This is a genomic window from uncultured Caulobacter sp. (assembly GCF_947036865.1).
Classification (GTDB): domain Bacteria; phylum Pseudomonadota; class Alphaproteobacteria; order Caulobacterales; family Caulobacteraceae; genus Caulobacter.
Genome location: NZ_CAMQSF010000001.1, coordinates 224,990 through 246,353 on the forward strand (window position 1 = coordinate 224,990; position 21,364 = coordinate 246,353).

A 21,364-nucleotide genomic window follows, 5' to 3' on the forward strand; every position below is an offset into this window, starting at 1 on the left:
TATCTGTTCCGAATGGTCCCATTCGAAACAGACAGGCTCTGGACCTAATCCATGGCGCCGATATAGGGCAGGCCCCGGCTCTTGCCCTCGTCGTCGAGGCCGTAGCCGACAAGATAACGGGCGGGCGCTTCCCAGGCCACGAAATCGGGCTCCATGCCGCGCGAGGTCGGCCAGGGCTTGCGGGCGAAGACGGCGGTCAGCACCTCGCTGGCGCCGGCGTCCTTGACCAGGCGCGCGGCCTCGGACAGCGACAGGCCGGTGTCGAAGACGTCGTCGACGACCAGGGCGCGGCGACCGACCAGCGGCCGCTGCAGGTCGGCGCGGACCTCGCAACGGCCCGAGCTCTTGCGCTCGTCGTGATAGGAAGCCAGCCACAGGGCGTCGAAGCGCACGTCGCGGCCGGCCTTGTAGAGGGCCCGTGTCAGGTCGGCGGCGAACCACAGACCGCCGGTCAACAGGCAGACCACCACGGTGTCGTCGTCGATGCGGGGCGCGATCTGGTCGGCCAGCGCCTGAACCCGCTCGGCGATCTCGGCTTCCGAGATCAGGACTTCCGGTTTCTGAGTATCATTCATGGGGCGCGGGTTCGTGAGAGTCGGTGGGGAGGGTTCCCCCCCCCGCTCTCATGTCCCGGGGGCGCCTGTCCAGCCGGTTCGGCGCCCGCCGGCGCGTCCTGGGCGCCGCGCAGCGACAATTCAGGCTCTTGGCCATGCGCTTGCGGCGTCTTCAGCGCCGCCTTCACCGCCTTGGCGGCGCCGGGCTCGGTGGCGAAGGCGATCTGCAGGTCCTTGGCCGTGCGTGGCGGATTGAGGAAGGTGATCGAGAAGTGCCGCACCTCGCCGGGCGGGATCTTGGCGTCGGCGGCGGCGGCCAGCTGGCCGGCCACGCGCTTGTCTTCCTTGTTCAGCAGTTCGACCCGAAGCGGCGGCGCGACGACGTCGTGCTCGGTGATGTTGCGGATCGTGCCGGTGATGGTGACGGCCGCGTGGCCATCCCGCATCAAGGGTTGGGCCTTGATGCTGTCGCGGTCGATGACCAGGCCGACGGTGTTCACCGGCAAGCCGACCGCCGCGTAGGCCCCGGCCGAGCCGGGCAGGATCTTGACCACGTCGATGCGGAAGATCAGCGCCGCGACGACGATCACGGCCATGGCCGCGGCCATGCCGGCCCAGATGACGCCGGTGGTGGTCGCCTCTCGCAGCCGGCGCTCGGCGTCGGCGCGGGCGCGAAAGACCTTGGGAAGCTCTTCGCCGGGCAAGGCGCTGACCGGCGGCTCCTCGACCTCGGCGGCCGGCGGTTCCGGGTTCTCTTCGACGCTCTCGATCTGCCTGGCCAGGGTCGGCGCTTCGGGCTCGTCGAAGAGGTCCAGCGCCTCTTCGTTACGCGCGGTCCAGCGGTGCCCGCACGAGGCGCAACGCACGACGCGACCCGCCGATCCGACCTTGGAGTCGTCGACGAAATAGCGGCTGGCGCACTCCGGGCAGGTCAGTATCATGGCCGCGAATCGAACGAACCCCACATGTCTTAACGGGGTCGCCGATTTTAACCCTGATGTCCAGAAAGCCCAGTGACGCGCCTTGCGGATCGACACAGAACAGGGCGATGACGCCCTTCCGGTGGTCCGCTTCGAAGGCGTCTCGATGCGGTATGGGCGAGCGCCGGAAACGCTCCGCGATATCAGCTTTTCCCTGGACCCCGGCTCGTTCCATTTCCTGACCGGCGCGTCGGGCGCGGGCAAGAGCTCGCTGCTGAAACTGATCTATCTGGCGCATCGTGCGTCACGGGGTCGCGTCGAGCTGTTCGGCCGTGACGTCAGCCTGACCCACACCGCCGACCTGCCGTTCCTGCGCCGCCGGATCGGCGTGGTGTTCCAGGAATTCCGCCTGCTGGAGCACCTGTCGGTGTTCGACAACGCCGCCCTGCCGTTGCGGATTCTCAAGCGCAAGCCGACGACCTATCGCGACGACGTCGCCGAGCTTTTGACCTGGGTCGGTCTGGGAGAGCGGATGCACGCCCTGCCGGCCACCTTGTCGGGCGGCGAGAAGCAACGCCTGGCCATCGCCCGCGCCGTGGTCGACCGGCCCGACGTGCTGCTGGCCGACGAGCCGACCGGCAATGTCGATCCGGCCATGTCGCTGCGCCTGCTGCGCCTGTTCGTCGAGCTCAACCGCCTGGGCACGACGGTCTTGATCGCCACGCACGACGAGGATCTGGTGGCGCGCGCCGGCCGGCCGACCCTGCACCTGGAAAACGGCCGGCTGGCCGTTCCGGGAGGCGCGGCATGAGCGCGCTGTTCCAGGTCTCGCGCTGGAAGCCCGGCCCGCTGCTGCCGCCCAGCGACGCGCGCGACGGGGCGCTGGTCTTCGTGGTGGCGGTCCTGTGCTTCCTGGCCTGCCTCACGGCCTTCGCGGCCCTGGCCTCGAACCGCGCCGCCCAGGGCTGGACGGCCCAGCTGACCGGCTCGGCGACGGTGGTGGTGCGGGCGCGCGCCGGCGAGACGCCCGACAGCGCCGCCGCGCGCGCCGCCGAGACCCTGTCGGGGGTCAAGGGCGTGGTCGAGGCCCAGGCCCTGCCGCGCGAGAAGGCCGAAGCCCTGCTGGCGCCGTGGATCGGGCGCGAGGCCCTGGTCGATGATCTGCCCACGCCGAGGCTGGTGACCCTGGACCTCGATCCCAAGGTCCCGGCCAGCGCCCAGGCCCTCGACGCGGCTCTCAAGACCGCCGGCATAGACGCCACGGTCGACGATCACCGCCGCTGGATCGCCGATATCGAGCGGGCCGCCAACCTGGCGCGCTGGGCGGCCATCGGCGTCTTCGCCCTGATCGCCGCCGCGACCGCCGCGGTCATCGCCTTCGCCACCCGCGCGGGCCTGGCCGCTCGCCGCGAGGTGATCGAGGTGCTGCATTTCTCCGGCGCCGAGCAGCGCTTCATCGCGGGGCTGTTCCAGGCGCGCTTCGCGGCCATGGGCGCGCTGGCGGGCTTGCTGGGCGGCGCCGGGGCGGCCATCATCGGCGCGCTCGCGCGGTCGGTCGGGGGCGGCGCGGGGATCGCGCCCGTCCTGCCGCTGGCCTGGAGCGATCTGTTGGCCGCCGCGCCGGCGCCGGTCCTGGCGGCGCTGATCGCCGGCCTGTCGGCGCGCCTGGCGGCGTCGCGCATCGTGGGGGAGATGCCGTGAAGACTCTGAAGACGACGCGGGCGCCATGAAGACGCTGGCCGCGCTGCTGATCGCTCTGATGATCTGGGGCCTGGGCCTGCTGGCCTTCACCGGCCGGGTGGACCATTCGACCCCGGCGCCCGAGCCGCCGGTCGCCGACGGGGTGGTCGCCCTGACCGGCGCCTCGACCCTGCGACTGGAAGCCGCCACCAAGCTGCTGGAGGACGGCAAGGGCCGCCGCCTGCTGATCTCCGGCGTCAATCGCGAGGCCACGCGCGCCGACGTCCAGACGGTGACCAAGGCCGTCAAGCCGATCTACGACTGCTGTGTGGACCTCGGCTTTTCCGCCGCCAACACCGTCGGCAACGCCCGCGAGACGGCTGACTGGGCCCAATCGAAGGGCTACAAGAGCCTGATCGTGGTGACGGCCGACTACCATATGCCGCGCTCGATGCTGGAGCTGTCGGCGGCCATGCCGGGCGTCAAGCTCTACCCCTACCCGGTCAAGACCGACCTCAACGCCCACCGTTGGTGGAAGACGAGTCTGAGCGCCCGCCGCATGATCGTCGAATACTGCAAGTACCTGGCGATCCTGGGCCGCGAAGCGTTTCTCGGCCTGGGGCCCAAGGACAAGCCCGCCCCGGCGGCGAAGGAAGCGTCTTGATCTATCTGCGTTCGTTCCTGTTTCAGCTGTTCTTCTGGCTGTGGTCGGCGGTCTGGGCGATCGGCATGATCGTCACCTTCCCCCTGCCCCGCCGCGCCAATACCTGGTGCCTGCGGGGTTGGGCCCGGGGCCTGATCTGGGCCCTGCGCTGGCTGGCCGACATCCGGGTCGAGGTGCGCGGCGAGCGGTATCGCCCGACGGGGCCGGCCCTGGTCGCCGCCAAGCACCAGTCGATGTTCGACGTCTTCAGCCAGTTCGCCCTGCTGCCCGACGCCTGCTTCGTCATGAAGAAGGAGCTGCTGATGGTGCCGCTGTTCGGCTGGCACGGCCTGAAGGCTGGGATGGTCGTGGTCGACAGAAGCGGCCACTCGGCGGCGCTGAAGAAGCTGGTCCGCGACGCCGTCGACCGGATGAAGGAGACTCGCCAGGTGGTGATCTTCCCCGAAGGCACGCGCGGCGAGCCGGGCCAGCCCGGCGACTACAAGCCCGGCATCGCCGCTCTCTATCGCGAGCTCGACATGCCGGTGACGCCGCTGGCCCTTAACTGCGGCAGCCATTGGAACAAGGGCTTCCTGCGCGAGCCCGGGACGATCGTGTTCGAATATCTGGAGCCCATTCCAGCCGGCCTGAAGCGGGCGGAGTTCATGCGCGAACTGCAGACCCGCATCGACGGCGCGACCAAGGCGCTGGAGGATGAGGGGCTCTAGCCGTCAGCGGGCCGCCCTCGTCCTTCGACAGGCTCAGGATGAGGGCTAAGTTCGGCGTCGCGTCAGTCGAAACCCTCATCCTGAGCTTGTCGAAGGAAGAGGATTTCGCTTCGCACCGATGGGTCTCTAGGCCGCCCCCTCAATGGCCTCCACCATCTTCAGCAGCGTCTCCATCGCGTGATCCCGCACCCCGTCCTCCCGGAGGTGCAGAACTAGATCGCGCAGATAGTCGATGTTGCGGCCCGACAGGCCCTTGGCGCCGGCGATCAGCGCCGCCTGTTGCTCCAGGGTCAGGGCGCCGGCCCACTGGCTATGTTTGGTATCGGACAGGAACACCAGCGCCGGAACCCTGCCGGCGTCGATCTTAACCTCGCGCCAGGTCTCGAAATAGGTCTCGGTCGGCTGTTCGCGTTCGCGCAGATAGGCGTAGACCGCCGCCCATTCCGAGGCCGCCACGCGGTAGGCGACGCCACGCGCCGCGCCGCCGGGCGCAAGGCCCAGCACCAGGCCCGGCCGCTCATAGGTGCCGCGATGGTGGACCGAATAGATGCAGAAGGCGCGGCGGCGACCGTGGAGCACGGCCGGTCTTCGGTCTATGAACGGGAACCCGGGCCGCCACATCAGCGATCCGTAACCGAACACCCAGCGATCCTCGCCGCCGCCTGCCAAAGCCATCACCGATCCCGACTGGACGCGCCCCTTCATGACCCATAACGACGCCGCCCCGTCCCGCAAAGCCCCCGCGAAGGCTCGGCGGAGCCGTCTGTTCGCGCCGTTCATTCTCGCGGCCCTGGTCGCCGGCGGCTGGAGCTATGGTTGGTTCTGGCTGCGCGGGCAGGCCGAGCAGCGGATGGACGCCGCCGCCGCCGACCTGAAATCGCGCGGCTATGACCTGGCCTGGAGCGCCCGGACCTTCCACGGCTTTCCGTTCCGGATGAACGTCGACCTGACCGACGCCCGCATCGCCGAGCCCACCGGCTGGGCGCTGCGCGTGCCGACGTTGAAGGGCGAGGCCGAGATCTTCGACCTGACCCACTGGGTGCTGGTCGCGCCCGAGGGCGTGATCCTGACCCGCCCCGAAAACGGCGACGTGGTCATCCGGGGCGAGGCGATCCGGGCCAGCATTTCGCACCTTGGCGAATACCCGCCGCGCATCTCGGTCGAGGGCGCGAAGCTGAACTTCGTCCCCGCGCCGGGCGCCGCGCGCTTTCAGCTGGTCTCGACCGAGCACGTGCAGCTGCATCTGCGGGCCGGTCCCGACGACCAGGGCGCGATCTTCTTCAAGGCAGACGGGGCGCGGACGGCGTTCACCGGCCTGCTCGGCCGCATCGCCCAGGACAAGCAGGCGTCGCTGCTGCTGGAGACCCGGCTGTCGCACGTTTCGGCGCTACGCGGTCGCAACTGGGCGGCGGCGGTTCAGCGGTGGAGCCAGGCCGGCGGGCAGATCACCGTCCAGCAGAGCCAGATCCTGGCCGGCGACGCCGAGGGCAAGGCCAAGTCCGGCGTGCTCTCGGTCGACGCCGACGGCCGGGTGACGGGCGCGCTGAGCGTCGCGATCAAGGAGCGCGCCGACCCGTCGCGTCCGCCCGAGACCCCGGAGCAGGCCGTGGCCGCCGCCGCCCAGGCCATCGGGGCCGAGCCGGTCATCGAGGCGGACCTTAAATTCCGCGACGGCCGCACGCTGCTGGGCGTGCTCGACACCGGACCAGCCCCGAAAGTCTATTGATCGAGCGCCGCGCGCCGAAACGCAATTTTCTTGCCGATAAGGCTGGCTATTGCGTGTTCGGCGGCAAAGACTATGGTCCGCCCTCCAATTTCGGGGAAGAACATGGGCAGCGACGCGACGGAAGCCACGCCGTCTCTCGAAGAGGTTCGATGGCGGCTCGACGCCATCGACGGTGAACTGCTGAAACTGCTCGACGAGCGCGCCAGCCTGGCCGGCGCCGTCGCCGCGGCCAAGCGCGCATCGGGCGACACGGGGTTCGGCCTGCGTCCTGGCCGCGAGGCTCAGATCGTCCGCAAGCTCCTCGGCGCGCCGCGCGGGGCGGCCAGCGACGCGCTGGTGATCCGCGTCTGGCGCGAGATCATGGCCGACAATCTGGCGCGCCAGGGTCCTTATCACCTGGGCGTCTTTGGCGGGCGCGATCCGGCCCGCGCGGTCGAGCTGGCCCGCCTGAGGTTCGGGACCGCCCCGCGCCTGTCGGTGGCCGCCACGGCGCAGGACGCCTTGGCCATCGCCCGCGCGCCGTGGGGCGTGGCGGTGTTGCCGCTGGCCGCCGACACGCCCTGGTGGGGCCGGCTGCTGGCCGAACCGAAGCTGAAGGTGTTCGCCGCCCTGCCCTGCCTGGCCGCCTGGGGTCCGCAGGCGGCGCTGGCCGTGGCGGAGGTCGAGGTCGAGCCCACCGGCGGCGACCAGACCTTCTGGGTCACCGATTCCCCCAAGAGCGCCGCCGCCATCGTCGAGGCGCTGAGCCAGACCGACGTCGCCGCCGAGCTGATCGCCGAGGCCGGGGGCCTGAAGCTCTTCACCCTGTCCGGCTTCTTCCAGCCGCACGATGCGCGCCTGGCCCGCGCGCCCGGCCAACTTACGGGGGTCATCGGGGCTGCGCCGGAACAGTTCGACGTGTAAGAGACGCGCGTCCTCACTTGGACGTCCGAACACCGAGTAAGCCGATGACCGCCCCGACCACCGATCGCTTCGCCGCGCCCCGTCCCGTGCCCAAGGCCGGGATCCTGGACATCCACGCCTATGTCGGCGGCAAGTCGAAGGTCGAAGGCATCGCCCATCCGGTCAAGCTGTCGAGCAACGAGAACATCCTGGGCAGCAGCGACAAGGCCAAGGCGGCCTATCGCGACGCCGTCGATCGGCTGCACATCTATCCGGACGGCAAGGCCAATATCCTGCGCGACGCCGTCGCCAAGCGCTTCAATCTGGAGCCCGAGCGCCTGACCTTCGGCGACGGCAGCGACGAGATCTTCGCCCTGCTGTGCCAGGTCTATCTGGAGCCCGGCGACAACATCGTCCAGGGCGAGCACGGCTTCGCCGCCTACGCCATCGGCGCCCGCGCCTGTCAGGGCGAGGTGCGGATGGCCAAGGAGATCAACCACCGCATCGACATCGACGAGGTGGTCAAGTGCGTCGACGAGCGCACGCGCCTGGTCTTCATCGCCAACCCCGCCAACCCGACCGGCACCTGGCTGACGGGCGAGGAGATCCGCGCCCTGCACGCGGCCCTGCCGCCGTCGGTGGTGCTGGTCCTGGACGGCGCCTATGCCGAGTTCTGTAGCGACCCGCGCTTCGAGGACGGTCTGGATCTGGCCCGCGCGGCCGAGAACGTGATCGTCACGCGCACCTTCTCGAAGCTGCACGGCCTGGCCGCGCTTCGGGTGGGCTGGGGCTACGCGCCCGAGCACATCATCGCGCCGATCGAGCACATCCGCCCGCCGTTCAACACCTCGATCCCCGGCCAGGAAGCGGCCGTGGCGGCCCTGTTCGACGACGACTTCCAGGCCCGCTCGCTGGCGCTGGTGGAGCAGTGGCGGCCGTGGCTGGCCCAGCAGCTGGGCGGACTTGGGCTGGAGGTGACGCCGTCGGCGGCCAATTTCGTGCTGGCGACCTTCCCGACCACGCCGGGCAAGACCGCCAAGGAGGCCGAGGCCTTCCTGGCGTCGAAAGGCTATCTGGTCCGCGCCGTCGCCAATTACGGCCTGCCGGACTCGATCCGGATCACGGTGGGCCTGGAAGAGCAGAACCGGGCCGTGGTGGCGTTGCTCGGCGAGTTTCTGGGGCAATGACCTTCCGACTCCCCGATTTCCCCGGCGAATGCCGGGGCCCAGATCGAGCCCCCCAATGCCTATCTGGCCAGCGCGGCCGCATGGCGCGTTCACCCCAAACGCCCGGGATGAATCTGGGTCCCGGCATTCGCCGGGAAGAACGGATGAGAGTGAGCCTTATCCATGTCTAACCCCGGTATCCTCTACCCCAAGCTCACCGTCATCGGCTGCGGCCTGATCGGCGGCTCGATCATTCGCGCGGCGCGCCAGCATGGCGTCGTCGGCGAGGTCACCGTGACCGACGCCAGCGAGACCCACCGCGCCCGCGTCGCCGAACTGGGCATCGCCGATCATGTGACCGGCGACATCGCCGAGGCGGTCAAGGACGCCGACCTGGTCGTCATCGCCACGCCCGTGCTGTCGATCCCCGAACTCGCCGCCCAGGTGATCCCGGCCATGAAGCCCGGCGCCACCCTGACCGACGTCGGCTCGACCAAGGGCAATGTCGGCGAGGCCTTCCGCGCCCAGGATCTCTCGAAAATCCACGCCATCCCGGGCCACCCGATCGCCGGCACCGAGCGGTCGGGTCCCGACGCCGGTTTCGCCGAGCTGTTCGAGAACCGCTGGACGATCCTGACCCCGCTCGACAGCGAGGCCGAGGCCTACGCCGCCGCCGTCGCCAAGCTGTCGGCCTTCTGGCGCGCCTTCGGGGCCCAGGTCGAGCTGATGGACGAGAAGCACCATGACCTCGTGCTGGCCGTCGTCTCCCACCTGCCCCACCTGATCGCCTACACGATCGTCGGCAGCGCCGCGGACCTGGAGAACGTCACCGAGAACGAGGTCATCAAGTACTCGGCCTCGGGCTTCCGCGACTTCACCCGCATCGCCGCCAGCGACCCGACCATGTGGCGCGACATCTTCGTGGCCAACAAGGACGCGGTGCTGGAGATGCTGGGCCGCTTCACCGAGGACCTGCAGGCCATGAGCCGCGCCATCCGCTGGGGCGACGCCGACACCCTGCACGCCCACTTCACCCGCACGCGCGCGATCCGCCGGGGCATCGTGGCGGCGGGCCAGGAGAGCGCGGAGCCCAACTTCGGGCGCGATCGCGGGAAGAGCTAGGCGATGGAGCGGGGGATCAAGATCGCGGTCGGCGTTCTGGTCGGCCTCGTGGCGGTAATCGCCGCGTTGCTCGGTACCCACGTGGTTCGCATCAAGATCGACCTTCCACCGGCCGAGCCCGTCGCGGCCGTAAAAAACGGCCCGGTCTTCGTCAACATCCAGCCCGACGGTCATCTGATGGTCGACGGCAAGCCGTCGACGCTCAACTCCCTGACCCAAGATGTGGCGGCTCGCTTCGCCGGCGTGCCGGCGGATCAGCAGCGCGTCATGATCCGAGCACCCGGCAACGTGAAGTACGAAGACTTCATGGCGGTCCTCAATCGCCTGCAGGGCCACGGCTGGAGCAAGGTCGGCCTCATCAATGAAGCCCCACCCGCGCCGCGGCCCTGAACGCGACCTTTTCGCCACACCCCTCAACTTCCGCGTCAGCCTCGTGAAACGCCATCTGGCGGCGCGTTGCATAACAGCGTAATCGGCCGGCTCCCGAAGGATGAGGACCATGGCGCACAAAGCCCGGACCAATTCGCCGCTGTTCACCATGCTCGACCGCCAGGTCGAGTATGCGAACGCGCGCGCGTTGGAGGGGATCACGGTCTAGGGTTCGACGGAACTCGGGAAGTCCGAAAAAGCCCCTCCTGGCCTTGAGCCGGAGGGGTTTTTCGTTTGTGCGGAAACACTTGCCGGCCCTGACGCCAGGAGGGGGAGCAAGAGGAGAGAAGCCGATGAGCGGCTTCACGCATATCGAAAGCGAGGGCGCGCCGATCAAGGCGTGGACCCAAGGGGTCCCGATCGAGGACTCCGCCCTGAAGCAGCTGCGCAACGTCGCCAGCCTGCCGTTCATCCACAAGCACGTGGCGGTGATGCCGGACGTGCACTGGGGGATGGGCGCGACCGTGGGCTCGGTAATCCCGACCTACAAGGCGATCATCCCGGCGGCGGTGGGCGTCGACATCGGCTGCGGCATGATGGCGGCGCGCACCTCGATCCGGGCCGAACACCTGCCGGACAACCTGTTCGGCGTCCGGTCCGACATCGAGGCCGCCGTGCCGCACGGCCGGACCGACAACGGCGGGCGCAACGACAAGGGCGCCTGGCAGTCCGAGCCGCCGGCCATCGCGGCCGAGAAGTGGGCGGGCCTGAAGGACGGCTACGACGAGATCGTGGCCCGCAACCCGAAGGCGGCTCACCCGCGCGGCTACGGCCACCTGGGCACGCTGGGCACCGGCAACCACTTCGTCGAACTGTGCGTCGACGAGGCCGGCGACGTCTGGGTGATGCTGCACTCGGGCTCGCGGGGCGTCGGCAACCGGTTCGGGACCTACTTCATCGAACGGGCCAAGCACGAGATGCGCCGGTGGTTCATCAACCTGCCGGACGAGGACCTGGCCTACTTCGCCGAAGGCAGCGAGGGCTTCAACGACTACGTCCGGGCCGTGGCCTGGGCGCAGAAGTACGCCCTGGCTAACCGCGAGGTGATGATGGACCAGGTCCTGACCGTGCTGAAGAAGACGTTCCCGGACCTGACCGTGACCGAGCACGCGGTGAACTGCCACCACAACTACGTGTCGCGGGAAAAGCACTTCGGCAAGGACGTCTACCTGACCCGGAAGGGCGCGGTGTCGGCCAAGGACGGAGAGCTGGGCATCATCCCGGGCTCGATGGGCGCCAAGTCGTTCATCGTGCGCGGCCGGGGCAACCCGGACTCGTTCTGCACGTGCTCGCACGGGGCCGGGCGGGCGATGAGCCGGAACGAGGCCAAGCGCCGGTTCACCATCGCCGACCACGTGGCGGCCACCGCCGGCGTCGAGTGCCGGAAGGACGCGGACGTGATCGACGAAACGCCGATGGCCTATAAGGACATCGACGCGGTGATGACCGCCCAGAGCGATCTGGTCGACATCGTGCACACGCTGCGCCAAGTCGTTTGCGTGAAGGGCTAGCGGACGCCGTCCGGTCGAAAGACCGGGCGGCGTTTCGCGTTGAGGGCTTGCCAGTCTCGGCCCGCCCGGCCGAAAAGGAGCCAACGACGCCGCGCCTCGTCGGCGATAGGGTCTCAGGGGAATACGACATGACCGCATCGCTGGCGCTCGATCGCCGCGGCTTTCTGGGAAGCGTCGCAGCCGGCGCGGTGGCCGCGGGCGCTCCGGCCTGGGCGCTCCAAGCGCCTGCCAAGAAGATGACCGACGGCCTCGCCCTGATCGGCCCGGTCGAGCGTCAAGCGCGGCTGGCGCGCGCCCAGGCGCTGATGAGCAAGCTCGGCCTCTCGGCGATCATCACCGAGGCCGGTTCGTCGATGGACTATTTCACCGGCGCCCAGTGGGGGCGCAGCGAGCGGCCGGTGCTGGCGATCATCCCGCGCGAGGGCCCGGTCGGCATGGTGATGCCGAAGTTCGAGGAGCCCTCGATCCGCCAGAGCCTGAGCGTGCCGGCCGAGGTGCGTCCGTGGGAAGAGGACGAGAACCCCTATGCGATCGCCGCGGGACTGCTGGCCGACCGCAAGTTGGCCTCGGGCAAGATCGGCATCGAGGAGACCACCCGCCTGTTCATCGTCGATGGCCTGAAGGCCGCGATGCCGGGCGCGGAGATCGGCTCGGGCGCGGCGGTGTTTCGCGGCTGCCGGATGATCAAGTCGCCGGCCGAGATCGCGCTGATGCAGGCCGCCGCCGACATCACGGTCGCCGCCCTGCGCCACACCCACGCGAACGTGCGCGCCGGCATGGGGCCCAAGGACATCGCCGCCCTGATGAGCGACTTCACCGTCGCGCAAGGCGCGCGGGTCAGCTTCAACCTGATCCTGATCGGCGAGGCCAGCGCCTATCCGCACGGCTCGCGCCAGCCCCAGGTGCTGAGCGAGGGCCAGGTCGTGCTGATGGACTGCGGCTGCAATGTCGGCGGCTATGAGTCGGACATCTCGCGCACCTTCGTGTTCGGCCAGCCCACGGCCCGCCAACGCAAGGTCTGGAACGACGTGGCGCGCGGCCAGCAGGTGGCGTTCGAGGCGGCCCAGGTCGGCGTCGAGGCCGGCGCGGTCGACCGCGCCGTGCGGGCCTATTACGACAGCCTGGGCTGGGGTCCGCGCTACAAGCTGCCGGGCCTGTCGCACCGCACCGGCCATGGGATCGGCATGGACGGCCACGAGCCGGTGAACTTCGTCCTCTCCGAGACCACCAAGCTGGCGCCGGGCATGTGCTTCTCGGACGAGCCGGGCATCTACATCCCCGGCGAGTTCGGCGTGCGGCTGGAAGACTGCATCCACATGACCGCCGACGGCCCGCGCTGGTTCAGCCAGCCGCCGACCTCGCTGGACAAGCCCATGGGCTGAGCCGCCCGTCCGCGAGCGCCGCAATCTCGAAACATGGCCGCAACAAAAGCGGGGCATTGGAATCGGTCGGGACATTCACCCGGGAAGGAAACACCCTCCATGCGCCGCACGCTCCTCGTCGCGCTTGCCTCGATCACCACCCTGGCCGCCGGCGTCGCCCTGGCCCAGGACGCCCCGCGCCAGATGCCGGCGCCGGAGGACATCTTCAAGCGTTGGGACACCAACGGCGACGGCGCCGTCGACAAGGCCGAATGGACCGCCGCCGGCCGTCCGGAAGAGCGCTTCGCGATGGTCGACGCCAACAACGACGGCAAGATCACGCTCGACGAGCTGAAGGCCGCTCTGGAAAAGATGCGTCAGTACCGCATGCAGCAACAAGGCGGCGGCGCCCCGCCGCCCCCGCCGCAAGGCGCTCCGCCCCAGCAATAAGGCGCGCGCTCGCGAGCCCAGGTTCGACGCCGCCCGGTCCTCCGGGCGGCGTTTTCGCGTTCTGGCCCGCGCCGATGACCGCGCGGCGAGGGCGCACATCCAGCGCGTCGACTCGATTCAGCAAGGTTATCAGGCCGTTAGCCGTCCGGCGTGTCGCTTTGTCGCGCACCCGACGGGCTGACCTGGCAGCTTGACAGGAGCATAGTCGCGCAAACGATTTCCTAGACGCGAAGATGAAACAGCCACGCGCCCGATCGCGGATAAGGGAGCAGCCTCTAGCGCTGGCGCTCCTGGGTCAGGCCTCGCGCAACGGCTTGGCGACCATGGCGGTGCAGGCCGCGGCGGCGATCGGCGTGACCCTGGCCATGGGCGGGCGGGAAATCGGCTTCCATGGACCCTGGTTGGCCATCACCCTGGCGGTGCTGGCCGCGCGCCTGATCGTCGACCGCCTGCTGGTGGCCTCGCTCCGAGGCCGGTTTCTGAGCGAGCGCCTGGATGTCCTCGCCGGGGTGTTTTCGGCGGGCCTGCTGGTCAGCGCGGCGCTGTGGGCCTATCTGGCCTGCGCCCGCTTCCCGATCGAGAGCCAGAGCGGGCGCTATGTCGTGATCGTGGTGCTGTCCGCCCTGGCCGGCGGCGCGACGGGCGTGCTGGCCCCGCTCAAGATGACCGGCCGGCTCTATATCACGCTGATCCTGTTGCCAGCGTCCCTGACCATGATCCTCGCGAGCCAGGAGGACGGCGTTCTGGGCGTTTTGGGCGTCATCTTCTGGCTGGTGATGCTGGCCGGCCACCGGAACAACCATGCCCTGCTGGTGGACGCCATCCGCCTGCGGGACGAGAACCGCGATCTGCTTCGCGACATCGCGCGCCGAAGCCACGATCTGGACTGCCTGAACCGCGAACTGGAGCACCGCGTCGCGCTGCGCACGCGCGAACTGGAAGAGGCTCGGGGCCGCGCCACCGCCGCCAACGAAGCCAAGTCCCGCTTCCTGGGCGCCGTCAGCCACGAGATGCGCACGCCGCTCAACGCCATCCTGGGCCTGGGCCAGGTTCTGGCCCGCGCGCCCCTGCCCGCGTCCGCGCAGGATCAGGTCACCGAGATCAAGAGCGCGGCGCGGCGGCTGCGGCAGATGGTCGACGACATCGTCGACCTGTCGCGCCTGCAGGACGGGTCGCTGGACATCGATCCGCAGCCGTTCCGCCCCGCCACCCTGGCCTGGCTGCTGGACGACATCTATCGGCCGGTCGCCGAGGCCAAGAAGCTCAGGCTGACCGTTCTGCTGGAAGCCGGCGCGGACGAGACGCGGCTGGGCGACATCGCCCGCCTGCGCCAGATCGCCGGCGAGCTGATCGAGAACGCCTTGAAGTTCACCCGCGAGGGCGGGATCGACTGTCGGATCCTCTGCGAGGCCGACCGCCTGCGCATCGAGGTCGCCGACACCGGCGAGGGCGTCCCGCCCGAAAAGCTGGCGATAATCTTCGAACAGTTCGCCCAGGCCAACGACTCCTCGACCCGGGAGGCCGGCGGGCTGGGGGTCGGCCTGGCGCTGTGCCGAGCCCTGGCCAGGCACATGGACGGCGAGATCCGGGTCGAGTCGGCCCTGGGCGCGGGCTCGACCTTCACCCTGGTGGCGCCTTGTCCCCGCGTCGCGCCGGCCGCGATCGAGGGCTCCGCGTCCGTCTCGTCGCCCTCGGACAGCCGCAGCCTGCTGGTGGTCGACGACAACGCCATCAACCGCCGGATCGTGGCGGCCCTGGTGGAGCCTTTCGGGGTCGAGTGCGGCTTCGCCGCCGACGGACGCGAAGCCCTGGAGGCCTGGCGCGCGCGGCGCTGGGACGCGATCTTCATGGACGTCCACATGCCGGTCATGGACGGCGTCCAGGCCGCCCGCCTGATCCGGGCCGAGGAAGAGGAGCGCGGCGAAGGCCGCGTGCCGATCGTCGCCGTCACCGCCAGCCTCCTGGAGGAGGAGATGGAAGGCTATCGCGCCGCCGGGATGGACGAGATCCTGCCCAAGCCGATCGAGGTCTCGGCCCTGGCCGACACGCTGGGCCGCTGCCTGGGCCCCCTCCCCGTCTAGAGCCCGCACTTTCGGCTATAGCGCTCTAGCGGCGGCGAGCTCCGCGTCCCCAAGCCTCGACGTCGCCGCCAAGGCCGCCGATCATGGTGGCCAACCGGCCGTTACGCGCGATCCAGGCGGACCAGAATGGCGAACGCGAAACCGGCGACAGCGGCGGCTCCTCGTAGATCCAGCGATAGCCCAGGCCCGTCACGGTCTCGATGAAACGCGGCGCGCGGGCGTCGTCGCCCAGAGCGCCGCGCAGCCCGGCGACCGCCTGGCCAAGCGCCCGGCTGGAACCGTCGATCCCCCGCCAGACGGTCTCGATCAGATGCTCGTGGGAGGCGGTCAGGCCGGGGCGCTCCAACAGCGTCAGCAGCACGTCGAAGGCGCGCGGCTCCAGAACCCCGCCGCCGCCCGGCGTCCGCACCAGACGCGTCTCCAGGTCGATGCTCACCGCGCCGAACCTGAGGCGGCGCGGCTCGCGATCGCGCTCCTCGCCGCCCAGCGCGGGTGTCTGAATGGTCACGCGACAATCGCCTCCGTCCCTGTCTCGATCGCATAAGGCGAGCAGGGTGCGGCGCAATTGGGTCAGCTTGGCCGGAGCCGAGGCTAGAAACCGAGCGAAGTCCTCAGGAAAGCGTCGGCCTGGTCCAGCATCCGCGCGCGCGCGGCGGCGTCGTCGAGTTGGTGGTCGAGGCCCTTGAACTCGATCAGCTCGACCCGCCGTCCGGCCGCCTTCAGCCGAGCCTGCATCAGGCGCGACTCGCCGATCCGGACATTGGAGTCCTCGTCGCCATGGAACAGCAGCACCGGCGCCTTGATCTTGTCGGCGTTGCGGGCGGGCGAGCCCTCCTGCACGTGCGGACCCCGGCCGATGAAGGCGTCGTAGATCTTGAAGTCCATGAACTCACGCCGCTCCTCGCGCAAGGCGTCCAGGTCGGTGACCGGGGCGATCGCCACCACGGCCTTGAAGAGTTCGGGATCCAGCACCGACGACTGCAGCGCCGCGTAGCCGCCGTACGACCACCCGACGATGGCCAGCTTGCCCGGCTCGGCGACGCCCTGGCTCAGCAGCCAGCGCCCCGCGTCGTTGACGTCGCCGATCGCCGTCTTCCAGGACTGAAAGCCGTTCTTCTGGAACCAGGCCTGGCCGTAGCCGCTGGACCCGCGATAGTTCGGCTGCAGAACCGCGTAGCCCTGATGCGCGAAGAACTGCGCCAGCCAGTCGAAGCCCCACTCGTCGCGCGCGCTGGGTCCGCCGTGGGGCATCACGATCGCCGGCAGGTTCTTGCCGTCGCTACCCGGCGGCAGCGTGAGATAGGCCGGCACCATCGTCCCGTCGGCCGCCTTGTAGCTGACCGGCTGGACCGGCGAGAGCTTCATGCCGTCCAGCTGCGGCCGGTCCGCCATCACTTCGCTGAGTTTCTTGGCCGTGCGATCGAACAGGTAGTAGCGCCCGGGATCGACGTCGCTGCCGGCCCACAGCAGCAGCCGCGATCCATCCTGGCTGGCGTCGACGAAGTGGACGCCCGGGTGGCCCGGCAGGGCCCGCGAAAGCGCGCGAGCCAGGCCCTCGAGGGCCGGATCTAAGAACAGCGCCTCGCGCTTCTCGACCGCATAGCTGGCGCCGACGACCTTGTGATCGCGGCCGATGCGGATCAGCCGGTCGACGTCGACATCGTCGCGCGCGGCCAGCACCTCGGGCTTCATCGCGCCGTCCAGGGACAGCCGCACCACCGCCATGCGGCCGTCGATCCATTCGAAGCCGTAGGCCGCGTTCAGCTCGCGATCCACGGACACCGGCGCGAAACCGGTGTGGGCGTCGTCGTCATAGCTGCTGAGCGGCGTCCAGGCCCCACCGCCCGCCGGGCGATAGAGATAGTTCATGCGCGAGGTGCTGTAGCCGATATTGGTCTTTAGCCGCTGCCCCACCACCCGGATCGCGCCGTGCTGGTCCGAGATGTAGACCACCGCGTCGCCGCGCGGCGGCTCGACCGGCGTGCGCGCCAGGGTCAGGGTGTCGACGCGCTCGACGCCGACGCCCTCGCGCTGGTTGCCCAGCAGCGTGCCGGTGGTGCCCCCATCGTCATCTTTCCTGCGGGACTGATGAGGTCGACGCCGCCGAGCGCGAGGCAGTGAACGCGCACGCCGTCGCTCGCCAGCCGTTCCACGGTCGCGCGGACGTCCATCGCGTTGCGACCGAGGCGATCGAGCTTCGTGAAGATCAGGACGTCCCCGCTCTCAAGGCGGTCCACCAGCTTTGCGAACTCGGGACGCTCCATGGCGGCGTGAGACCCTGAGATCGTCTCCTTGATGATCCGCTTGGGCTCGACCTTGAAGCCGGCGGCCTCGATCTCCCGGACCTGGTTGTCACTGGTCGCCGCGCGAGCTCCGATCTTAGAGCTCCCCCTGATCCGGTCTTTAACAGGCGCGTGCGGGCTCGCGCGCTGACCGGCGCGTGGGGGCGTCATGGGGCTCTCCGTGTTCGCCATATGTTCTCGTATCGAGCGCGCCCGGAGTCAACGGCGGTCACCGCCTGTTGCGGCGTATTGTCCGCGCTAGAGGGCGGTCGACATCCCCTTACCGGGGGGGCGTCGAGAAATCGATTAGTGAGTCACTGGCGGGCGAAACGAGGTCGTCCGCTGGTGGGGTAGCAGAGGTGAGTTCCGGCGGTTCTGGAGCTTCCGACGCTGACGTTGGGAGGGACGGAGAAGGTTGGTTAAGAGGCGCCGGAGTCTCTGATCCAAGAAAGCTGAGCGATCATGTCGCGCTCAGCTTCCGCTTGGGTCGCATAAAGACCAGAGCAGTGACTTGGCGCCATGAACACGTATTCGCCGTCGCGGTCTTCAGCGTACTCCTCAAAAACATAGAAGCCGCCGCGCGCGGTTAGCTCGGCATAGCGCTTACCGTCCGCGCTATCGATGCGTCTAAGGACTCGGGCTTCCTGGCTCATCCTCTCCGGATAGCAGACCGAATGAAGTTCCGGGATAGGTCGGGGGCGATCCTTGGTCTCCGGACCGTCTCCCGACGTCATGTGCCTCAATTTGACGCCATACCGGAAATGGTCCGCCTCAATCGCCGGTGCAATAGGCGGTCTGCCATCTCCGCCCTAGAGACGATAAGGGAGCCGGCGTAACCACCGCATCGGCTGGGCGAACGCATCTTGAGGCGCGTCAAGTTTCGTCAAGACGGCTCTGAGGGCGGCGGCATAGTCGAACGTAAAAAAATCAATGAAAACAATAATCAAAGTGGTCGTCGGAGGGGGTATAAGCCCGTCTTGAATTCACGTGGTCCAGAAATGTTGGTTTCAGTTCAAGTTTTGTCAGCCTGGATAAGACCGCGACCGTCAACCGGGTGAGCAACATCCGCAAGCACTATGTCGATCCTTCTACGATGGCTGAAATGCTGATCAGGCGCCTTGAGGGAGCGGCAAAGACCGGCTAGAGGGAACGTCCTCGGAACGAAATTGTAAAACGGTCTGTAAAACGTGCTGGCAGCAGCACTTCAACTGACTGGTAAATAGTTGAACTTCCTAGGATTTGCGGGCGTAGTTCAGAGGTAGAACGTCAGCTTCCCAAGCTGAATGTCGGGGGTTCGATTCCCCCCGCCCGCTCCAAGGCCGCCGATCCAGCCCGGAAGTCTAGACCAATCCCCATCGTGGTTGTCCGCCGCGCGCGACCGCGCGATCGGCGCTTGGAAGCACCGCTGAACACGGTTATCTCCCGACCATCACCGCCCGATCGGGGGATCGGCGGTCGAACCTGGGGGGCGCTGCGCGAATGGCTTACGGCAAGCTGAGGCGATTTATCGAACTGTCGGCTCTGGATCGGCCCTGGGTCGGACGGGTGTTCGGCCGCAAACGCGGGAGCACCCCGCCGCGCGACGCTCAGGCCGGCTGGGACTGGGACGCCGACTACGCCTCGGGCGTGCTCGACCGGCTGTGGCGCAACGACCAGCGCCACCACCATCGGCTGCTGGCCTCGCTGCTGGCCAGCGCCCGGCCCAACCCCGCCGTTCTCGACATCGGCTGCGGCGAAGGCGCGCTTTATCACACCCTGGCCCTGCACCGGCCGTCCGCCTATCACGGCGTCGACATCTCGAACCTGGCGATCGAGCGCGCGCGCGAGCGGGCCAAGGTCACGCCGATCGACGGCCCGGTCCGCTTCGAGGTCGGCAACGGCAGCGCCTACGAGACCGACGAGACCTTCGACGCCATCGTCTTCTCCGAGTGCGCGGAGTTCCTCGGCGACATGGCCGAGGTGCTGAAGCACTACCAGAAGAACCTGCGCCCCGGCGGCAAGTTCGGGCTGACCATGTGGCTGGCCAACCGCCAGTTGCCGACCTGGGAGCTGCTGAAGCGTCAAGCCCAGGTGGACGACGAGGCCGTGGTCTGCACCGCCTGGGGCGGCGCCTGGATCGTGGCGGTGCTGTCGCCGCGTTGACGCTGCCCGTCTTCGAGCGCACGATCGCCTCAAACAGACGTTTGGGAGAGAAGCGCCATGGCCGACGGCGAGGACCATCCGCACGCTGAAAGGCGCGCCCAGTTTCATGCCATGACGGAGGGCACGGCCGAGGACTGGGGCATCATCGCCCAGGCCTCGGCGGAGTTCGGCCGTGAGCTGCCGACCCGCCTGATCGCGCACCTCAACCTGCTGAAGGGCGACTGCGGCGGCTTCGCCATCGACCGGCTGGAGCACAGCCTGCAGACCGCCACCCGCGCCCACCAGGCCGGCGAGGACGAGGAATATGTCGTCTGCGCGCTGCTGCACGACATCGGCGACATCCTGGGTCCGCGCAATCACGCCGACATCGCCGCGGCGATCCTGCAGCCGTTCGTCTCGGAGCGGAACCACTGGATGGTGGCCCACCACGCAATCTTCCAGGGCTACTACTTCTTCCACCACCTGGGCCTGGACCGCGACATGCGCGACCAGTTCCGGGGGCATCCCGATTTCGAGCACACGGCCAAGTTCTGCCATGTCTACGACCAGGAGGCCTTCGACCCGAACTTCAAGTCGATGCCGTTGGAGGCCTTCGCTCCCATGCTGGGGCGGGTGATGACGACGCCGAAGCGCTCGATCTATCTGCGGGCGGCGGAATAGCGCCTATCCGACGTTCCCGCCGAACGCCGGGGCCCAGATGGAAGGCGCGAGGGTGGAGGCCTGGAACTCGGTACGCCTCCCGTCAGCCTCGGCGCCCGAGGATCTGGCTCCCGGCGTTCGCCGGGAAGATCGTTACTACTCCACCCGCTCGGCCTTGATCCCCAGCTTGGCGAGCTGCGCCTGCACGCTGTCGGGACCGACCAGGTGGCCCGAGCCCACGGCGACGAAGCTGACGCCCGAGCCGGCCAGCTTGGTCTTCAGCTGATCGGCCCAGTTCTGGTTCCGCTTGACGATCAGCAGTTCGTAGAGCTCGGGGTACTGGCCCTTCATCTCCGAGACGAACTGCTGTTCCAGGCTGGCGGTGTCGCCGGCGGCCCAGGCGGCGACCATCTTGTCGATCTTGTTCACGCCCTCGTCGGCGTCCTTGAGGGTCGAGGCCAGGAAGTCGGCCTCGGCCTTGGGCGATAGGTCCGCGAAGAAGCGGATCTGCTGTTCCGGCGTCTCGAAGGCGTTCTTGGGCTTGCCCGCCGCCTGCGCCTCCTTGGTCAGCACCTGCTCGACCCCGCTCTTGGGATCGTAGCCGGCCTTGACCACGGGCACGAGCGACAGCGAGATCGCCGCCAGCCAGGGACGCATCACGTTCAGCATCTGCGGCGGCATGCCGCCCGCCTTGGCCAGGTCCGTGGCCTGCTGATAGGCTGCGGGCGAGATCTTGTCGGCCAGCGGGTGGGCCTGATCCAGGCCGTACTTCAGCACCAGGGGCTGCATCACGCTGGGGTCGTCGGCGCCGATGATCTCCAGAGTCAGATCGCCGGACGAACTCAGGGCCTTATCGATCTTGGGCGAGCGCCACTGGGTGTCGGGCCGCAGCACGTGGATCGTGCCGAACAGATAGATGGTCGAGTCCTTGTCCGAGATCTTCCACAGGGCCGGCTCGGCCAGCGCCGCGCCGCCGAAGCCGAGGACGACGACGGAAACCAGACCGACCGCCAGGCGGCGAAGCTTGCTGAACATGATATCCCCCACT

General features: G+C 68.7%; 22 protein-coding genes, 1 tRNA gene and 1 pseudogene. 16 read left to right on the forward strand and 8 right to left on the reverse strand.

Annotated elements, in window-relative coordinates; all coding sequences use genetic code 11:
* Positions 1-44: 44 nt before the first annotated feature.
* Positions 45-575 carry a phosphoribosyltransferase gene (locus Q0V34_RS01060; RefSeq protein ID WP_297506603.1) on the reverse strand — a complete coding sequence of 177 codons (531 nt, stop codon included), beginning with the start codon at positions 573-575 and terminating at the stop codon, positions 45-47.
* A pseudogene (locus Q0V34_RS01065) lies at positions 568-1,519 on the reverse strand (MJ0042-type zinc finger domain-containing protein). Before Q0V34_RS01065 ends, Q0V34_RS01060 begins: the two are co-directional and overlap by 8 nt.
* Positions 1,520-1,577: 58 nt before the next feature.
* Here Q0V34_RS01065 and ftsE point away from each other — a divergent pair.
* From ftsE to Q0V34_RS01085, 4 genes are read left to right on the forward strand one after another with little or no spacing between them, the layout of a single operon-like run.
* Positions 1,578-2,285, forward strand: a complete 708-nt coding sequence (ftsE, locus tag Q0V34_RS01070) for a cell division ATP-binding protein FtsE (protein ID WP_297506605.1) — start codon at positions 1,578-1,580, stop codon at positions 2,283-2,285.
* Positions 2,282-3,175 carry an FtsX-like permease family protein gene (locus Q0V34_RS01075; protein WP_297506607.1) on the forward strand — a complete coding sequence of 298 codons (894 nt, stop codon included), beginning with the start codon at positions 2,282-2,284 and terminating at the stop codon, positions 3,173-3,175. Before ftsE ends, Q0V34_RS01075 begins: the two co-directional genes overlap by 4 nt.
* A 25-nt stretch (positions 3,176-3,200) precedes the next feature.
* Complete coding sequence (locus Q0V34_RS01080; protein ID WP_297506609.1) at positions 3,201-3,818, forward strand: YdcF family protein; 618 nt, start codon at positions 3,201-3,203, stop codon at positions 3,816-3,818.
* Entirely contained in the window at positions 3,815-4,525 is a 711-nt protein-coding gene (locus Q0V34_RS01085) for a 1-acyl-sn-glycerol-3-phosphate acyltransferase (protein WP_297506611.1), read from the forward strand. The genes Q0V34_RS01080 and Q0V34_RS01085 overlap by 4 nt, the downstream gene beginning before the upstream one ends.
* Before the next feature lie 126 nt (positions 4,526-4,651).
* Here Q0V34_RS01085 and Q0V34_RS01090 read toward each other — a convergent pair whose 3' ends face one another.
* Positions 4,652-5,200: a gamma-glutamylcyclotransferase gene (locus Q0V34_RS01090; protein ID WP_297506613.1), complete on the reverse strand. Its 549-nt coding sequence runs from the start codon at positions 5,198-5,200 to the stop codon at positions 4,652-4,654.
* 28 nt (positions 5,201-5,228) lie between these two features.
* Between Q0V34_RS01090 and Q0V34_RS01095 the strand changes: the two genes are divergently transcribed.
* The 9 genes from Q0V34_RS01095 to Q0V34_RS01135 all read left to right on the forward strand — a co-directional run bounded on the left by Q0V34_RS01095 (position 5,229) and on the right by Q0V34_RS01135 (position 15,253).
* Positions 5,229-6,251 (forward strand): DUF2125 domain-containing protein, encoded by a 1,023-nt coding sequence (locus Q0V34_RS01095; protein WP_297506616.1) that lies wholly within the window; start codon positions 5,229-5,231, stop codon positions 6,249-6,251.
* 102 nt (positions 6,252-6,353) lie between these two features.
* Positions 6,354-7,154 (forward strand): chorismate mutase, encoded by an 801-nt coding sequence (locus Q0V34_RS01100; protein ID WP_297506618.1) that lies wholly within the window; start codon positions 6,354-6,356, stop codon positions 7,152-7,154.
* A gap of 44 nt (positions 7,155-7,198) precedes the next feature.
* Positions 7,199-8,320 (forward strand): histidinol-phosphate transaminase, encoded by a 1,122-nt coding sequence (gene hisC, locus Q0V34_RS01105; RefSeq protein WP_297506620.1) that lies wholly within the window; start codon positions 7,199-7,201, stop codon positions 8,318-8,320.
* A gap of 162 nt (positions 8,321-8,482) precedes the next feature.
* Positions 8,483-9,421 (forward strand): prephenate/arogenate dehydrogenase family protein, encoded by a 939-nt coding sequence (locus tag Q0V34_RS01110; RefSeq protein ID WP_297506622.1) that lies wholly within the window; start codon positions 8,483-8,485, stop codon positions 9,419-9,421.
* A gap of 3 nt (positions 9,422-9,424) precedes the next feature.
* On the forward strand, positions 9,425-9,811 hold the full coding sequence (locus Q0V34_RS01115) for a biopolymer transporter ExbD (protein ID WP_297506624.1): 387 nt from the start codon (positions 9,425-9,427) through the stop codon (positions 9,809-9,811).
* Between the two features lie 332 nt (positions 9,812-10,143).
* Positions 10,144-11,361 (forward strand): RtcB family protein, encoded by a 1,218-nt coding sequence (locus Q0V34_RS01120; RefSeq protein ID WP_297506627.1) that lies wholly within the window; start codon positions 10,144-10,146, stop codon positions 11,359-11,361.
* 128 nt (positions 11,362-11,489) lie between these two features.
* On the forward strand, positions 11,490-12,743 hold the full coding sequence (locus Q0V34_RS01125; protein WP_297506629.1) for a Xaa-Pro peptidase family protein: 1,254 nt from the start codon (positions 11,490-11,492) through the stop codon (positions 12,741-12,743).
* 99 nt (positions 12,744-12,842) lie between these two features.
* Entirely contained in the window at positions 12,843-13,172 is a 330-nt protein-coding gene (locus tag Q0V34_RS01130) for an EF-hand domain-containing protein (protein ID WP_297506631.1), read from the forward strand.
* A gap of 323 nt (positions 13,173-13,495) precedes the next feature.
* Positions 13,496-15,253: an ATP-binding protein gene (locus Q0V34_RS01135; protein WP_297506633.1), complete on the forward strand. Its 1,758-nt coding sequence runs from the start codon at positions 13,496-13,498 to the stop codon at positions 15,251-15,253.
* 25 nt (positions 15,254-15,278) lie between these two features.
* On the opposite strand, the gene Q0V34_RS01140 is transcribed toward Q0V34_RS01135, so the two are convergent.
* The 4 genes from Q0V34_RS01140 to Q0V34_RS01155 form a co-directional block, all read right to left on the reverse strand.
* Entirely contained in the window at positions 15,279-15,761 is a 483-nt protein-coding gene (locus Q0V34_RS01140; protein ID WP_297506635.1) for a winged helix-turn-helix domain-containing protein, read from the reverse strand.
* Positions 15,762-15,844: 83 nt separating this feature from the next.
* Positions 15,845-17,206 (reverse strand): S9 family peptidase, encoded by a 1,362-nt coding sequence (locus Q0V34_RS01145; protein ID WP_297506637.1) that lies wholly within the window; start codon positions 17,204-17,206, stop codon positions 15,845-15,847.
* 41 nt (positions 17,207-17,247) lie between these two features.
* Positions 17,248-17,706 carry a recombinase family protein gene (locus Q0V34_RS01150; RefSeq protein WP_297506639.1) on the reverse strand — a complete coding sequence of 153 codons (459 nt, stop codon included), beginning with the start codon at positions 17,704-17,706 and terminating at the stop codon, positions 17,248-17,250.
* A 248-nt stretch (positions 17,707-17,954) separates the two neighbouring features.
* The gene (locus Q0V34_RS01155) at positions 17,955-18,188 is read right to left on the reverse strand and encodes a hypothetical protein (RefSeq protein ID WP_297506641.1); all 234 of its coding nucleotides are present in this window, start codon (positions 18,186-18,188) and stop codon (positions 17,955-17,957) included.
* 588 nt (positions 18,189-18,776) lie between these two features.
* On the opposite strand from Q0V34_RS01155, the gene Q0V34_RS01160 reads away from it, so the two are divergent.
* The 3 genes from Q0V34_RS01160 (at position 18,777) to Q0V34_RS01170 (ending at position 20,337) form a co-directional block, all read left to right on the forward strand.
* Positions 18,777-18,851: transfer RNA gene (locus Q0V34_RS01160), tRNA-Gly, on the forward strand.
* A gap of 163 nt (positions 18,852-19,014) precedes the next feature.
* On the forward strand, positions 19,015-19,677 hold the full coding sequence (locus Q0V34_RS01165; RefSeq protein WP_297506643.1) for a cyclopropane-fatty-acyl-phospholipid synthase family protein: 663 nt from the start codon (positions 19,015-19,017) through the stop codon (positions 19,675-19,677).
* A 57-nt stretch (positions 19,678-19,734) separates the two neighbouring features.
* Positions 19,735-20,337 carry an HD domain-containing protein gene (locus tag Q0V34_RS01170; protein ID WP_297506645.1) on the forward strand — a complete coding sequence of 201 codons (603 nt, stop codon included), beginning with the start codon at positions 19,735-19,737 and terminating at the stop codon, positions 20,335-20,337.
* A gap of 135 nt (positions 20,338-20,472) precedes the next feature.
* On the opposite strand, the gene Q0V34_RS01175 is transcribed toward Q0V34_RS01170, so the two are convergent.
* Positions 20,473-21,351 carry a TraB/GumN family protein gene (locus Q0V34_RS01175; protein WP_297506647.1) on the reverse strand — a complete coding sequence of 293 codons (879 nt, stop codon included), beginning with the start codon at positions 21,349-21,351 and terminating at the stop codon, positions 20,473-20,475.
* Between the last annotated feature and the right edge of the window lie 13 nt (positions 21,352-21,364).

Coding starts and splice junctions, on each gene's coding strand:
- Q0V34_RS01060 (WP_297506603.1), bottom strand. CDS start 575: ATGAATGATACTCAGAAACCGGAAGTCCTGATCTCGGAAGCCGAGATC.
- Q0V34_RS01075 (WP_297506607.1), top strand. CDS start 2,282: ATGAGCGCGCTGTTCCAGGTCTCGCGCTGGAAGCCCGGCCCGCTGCTG.
- Q0V34_RS01080 (WP_297506609.1), top strand. CDS start 3,201: ATGAAGACGCTGGCCGCGCTGCTGATCGCTCTGATGATCTGGGGCCTG.
- Q0V34_RS01090 (WP_297506613.1), bottom strand. CDS start 5,200: ATGGCTTTGGCAGGCGGCGGCGAGGATCGCTGGGTGTTCGGTTACGGA.
- Q0V34_RS01095 (WP_297506616.1), top strand. CDS start 5,229: ATGACCCATAACGACGCCGCCCCGTCCCGCAAAGCCCCCGCGAAGGCT.
- Q0V34_RS01100 (WP_297506618.1), top strand. CDS start 6,354: ATGGGCAGCGACGCGACGGAAGCCACGCCGTCTCTCGAAGAGGTTCGA.
- hisC (WP_297506620.1), top strand. CDS start 7,199: ATGACCGCCCCGACCACCGATCGCTTCGCCGCGCCCCGTCCCGTGCCC.
- Q0V34_RS01110 (WP_297506622.1), top strand. CDS start 8,483: ATGTCTAACCCCGGTATCCTCTACCCCAAGCTCACCGTCATCGGCTGC.
- Q0V34_RS01115 (WP_297506624.1), top strand. CDS start 9,425: ATGGAGCGGGGGATCAAGATCGCGGTCGGCGTTCTGGTCGGCCTCGTG.
- Q0V34_RS01120 (WP_297506627.1), top strand. CDS start 10,144: ATGAGCGGCTTCACGCATATCGAAAGCGAGGGCGCGCCGATCAAGGCG.
- Q0V34_RS01125 (WP_297506629.1), top strand. CDS start 11,490: ATGACCGCATCGCTGGCGCTCGATCGCCGCGGCTTTCTGGGAAGCGTC.
- Q0V34_RS01130 (WP_297506631.1), top strand. CDS start 12,843: ATGCGCCGCACGCTCCTCGTCGCGCTTGCCTCGATCACCACCCTGGCC.
- Q0V34_RS01135 (WP_297506633.1), top strand. CDS start 13,496: ATGGCGGTGCAGGCCGCGGCGGCGATCGGCGTGACCCTGGCCATGGGC.
- Q0V34_RS01150 (WP_297506639.1), bottom strand. CDS start 17,706: ATGACGCCCCCACGCGCCGGTCAGCGCGCGAGCCCGCACGCGCCTGTT.
- Q0V34_RS01155 (WP_297506641.1), bottom strand. CDS start 18,188: ATGAGCCAGGAAGCCCGAGTCCTTAGACGCATCGATAGCGCGGACGGT.
- Q0V34_RS01165 (WP_297506643.1), top strand. CDS start 19,015: ATGGCTTACGGCAAGCTGAGGCGATTTATCGAACTGTCGGCTCTGGAT.
- Q0V34_RS01170 (WP_297506645.1), top strand. CDS start 19,735: ATGGCCGACGGCGAGGACCATCCGCACGCTGAAAGGCGCGCCCAGTTT.
- Q0V34_RS01175 (WP_297506647.1), bottom strand. CDS start 21,351: ATGTTCAGCAAGCTTCGCCGCCTGGCGGTCGGTCTGGTTTCCGTCGTC.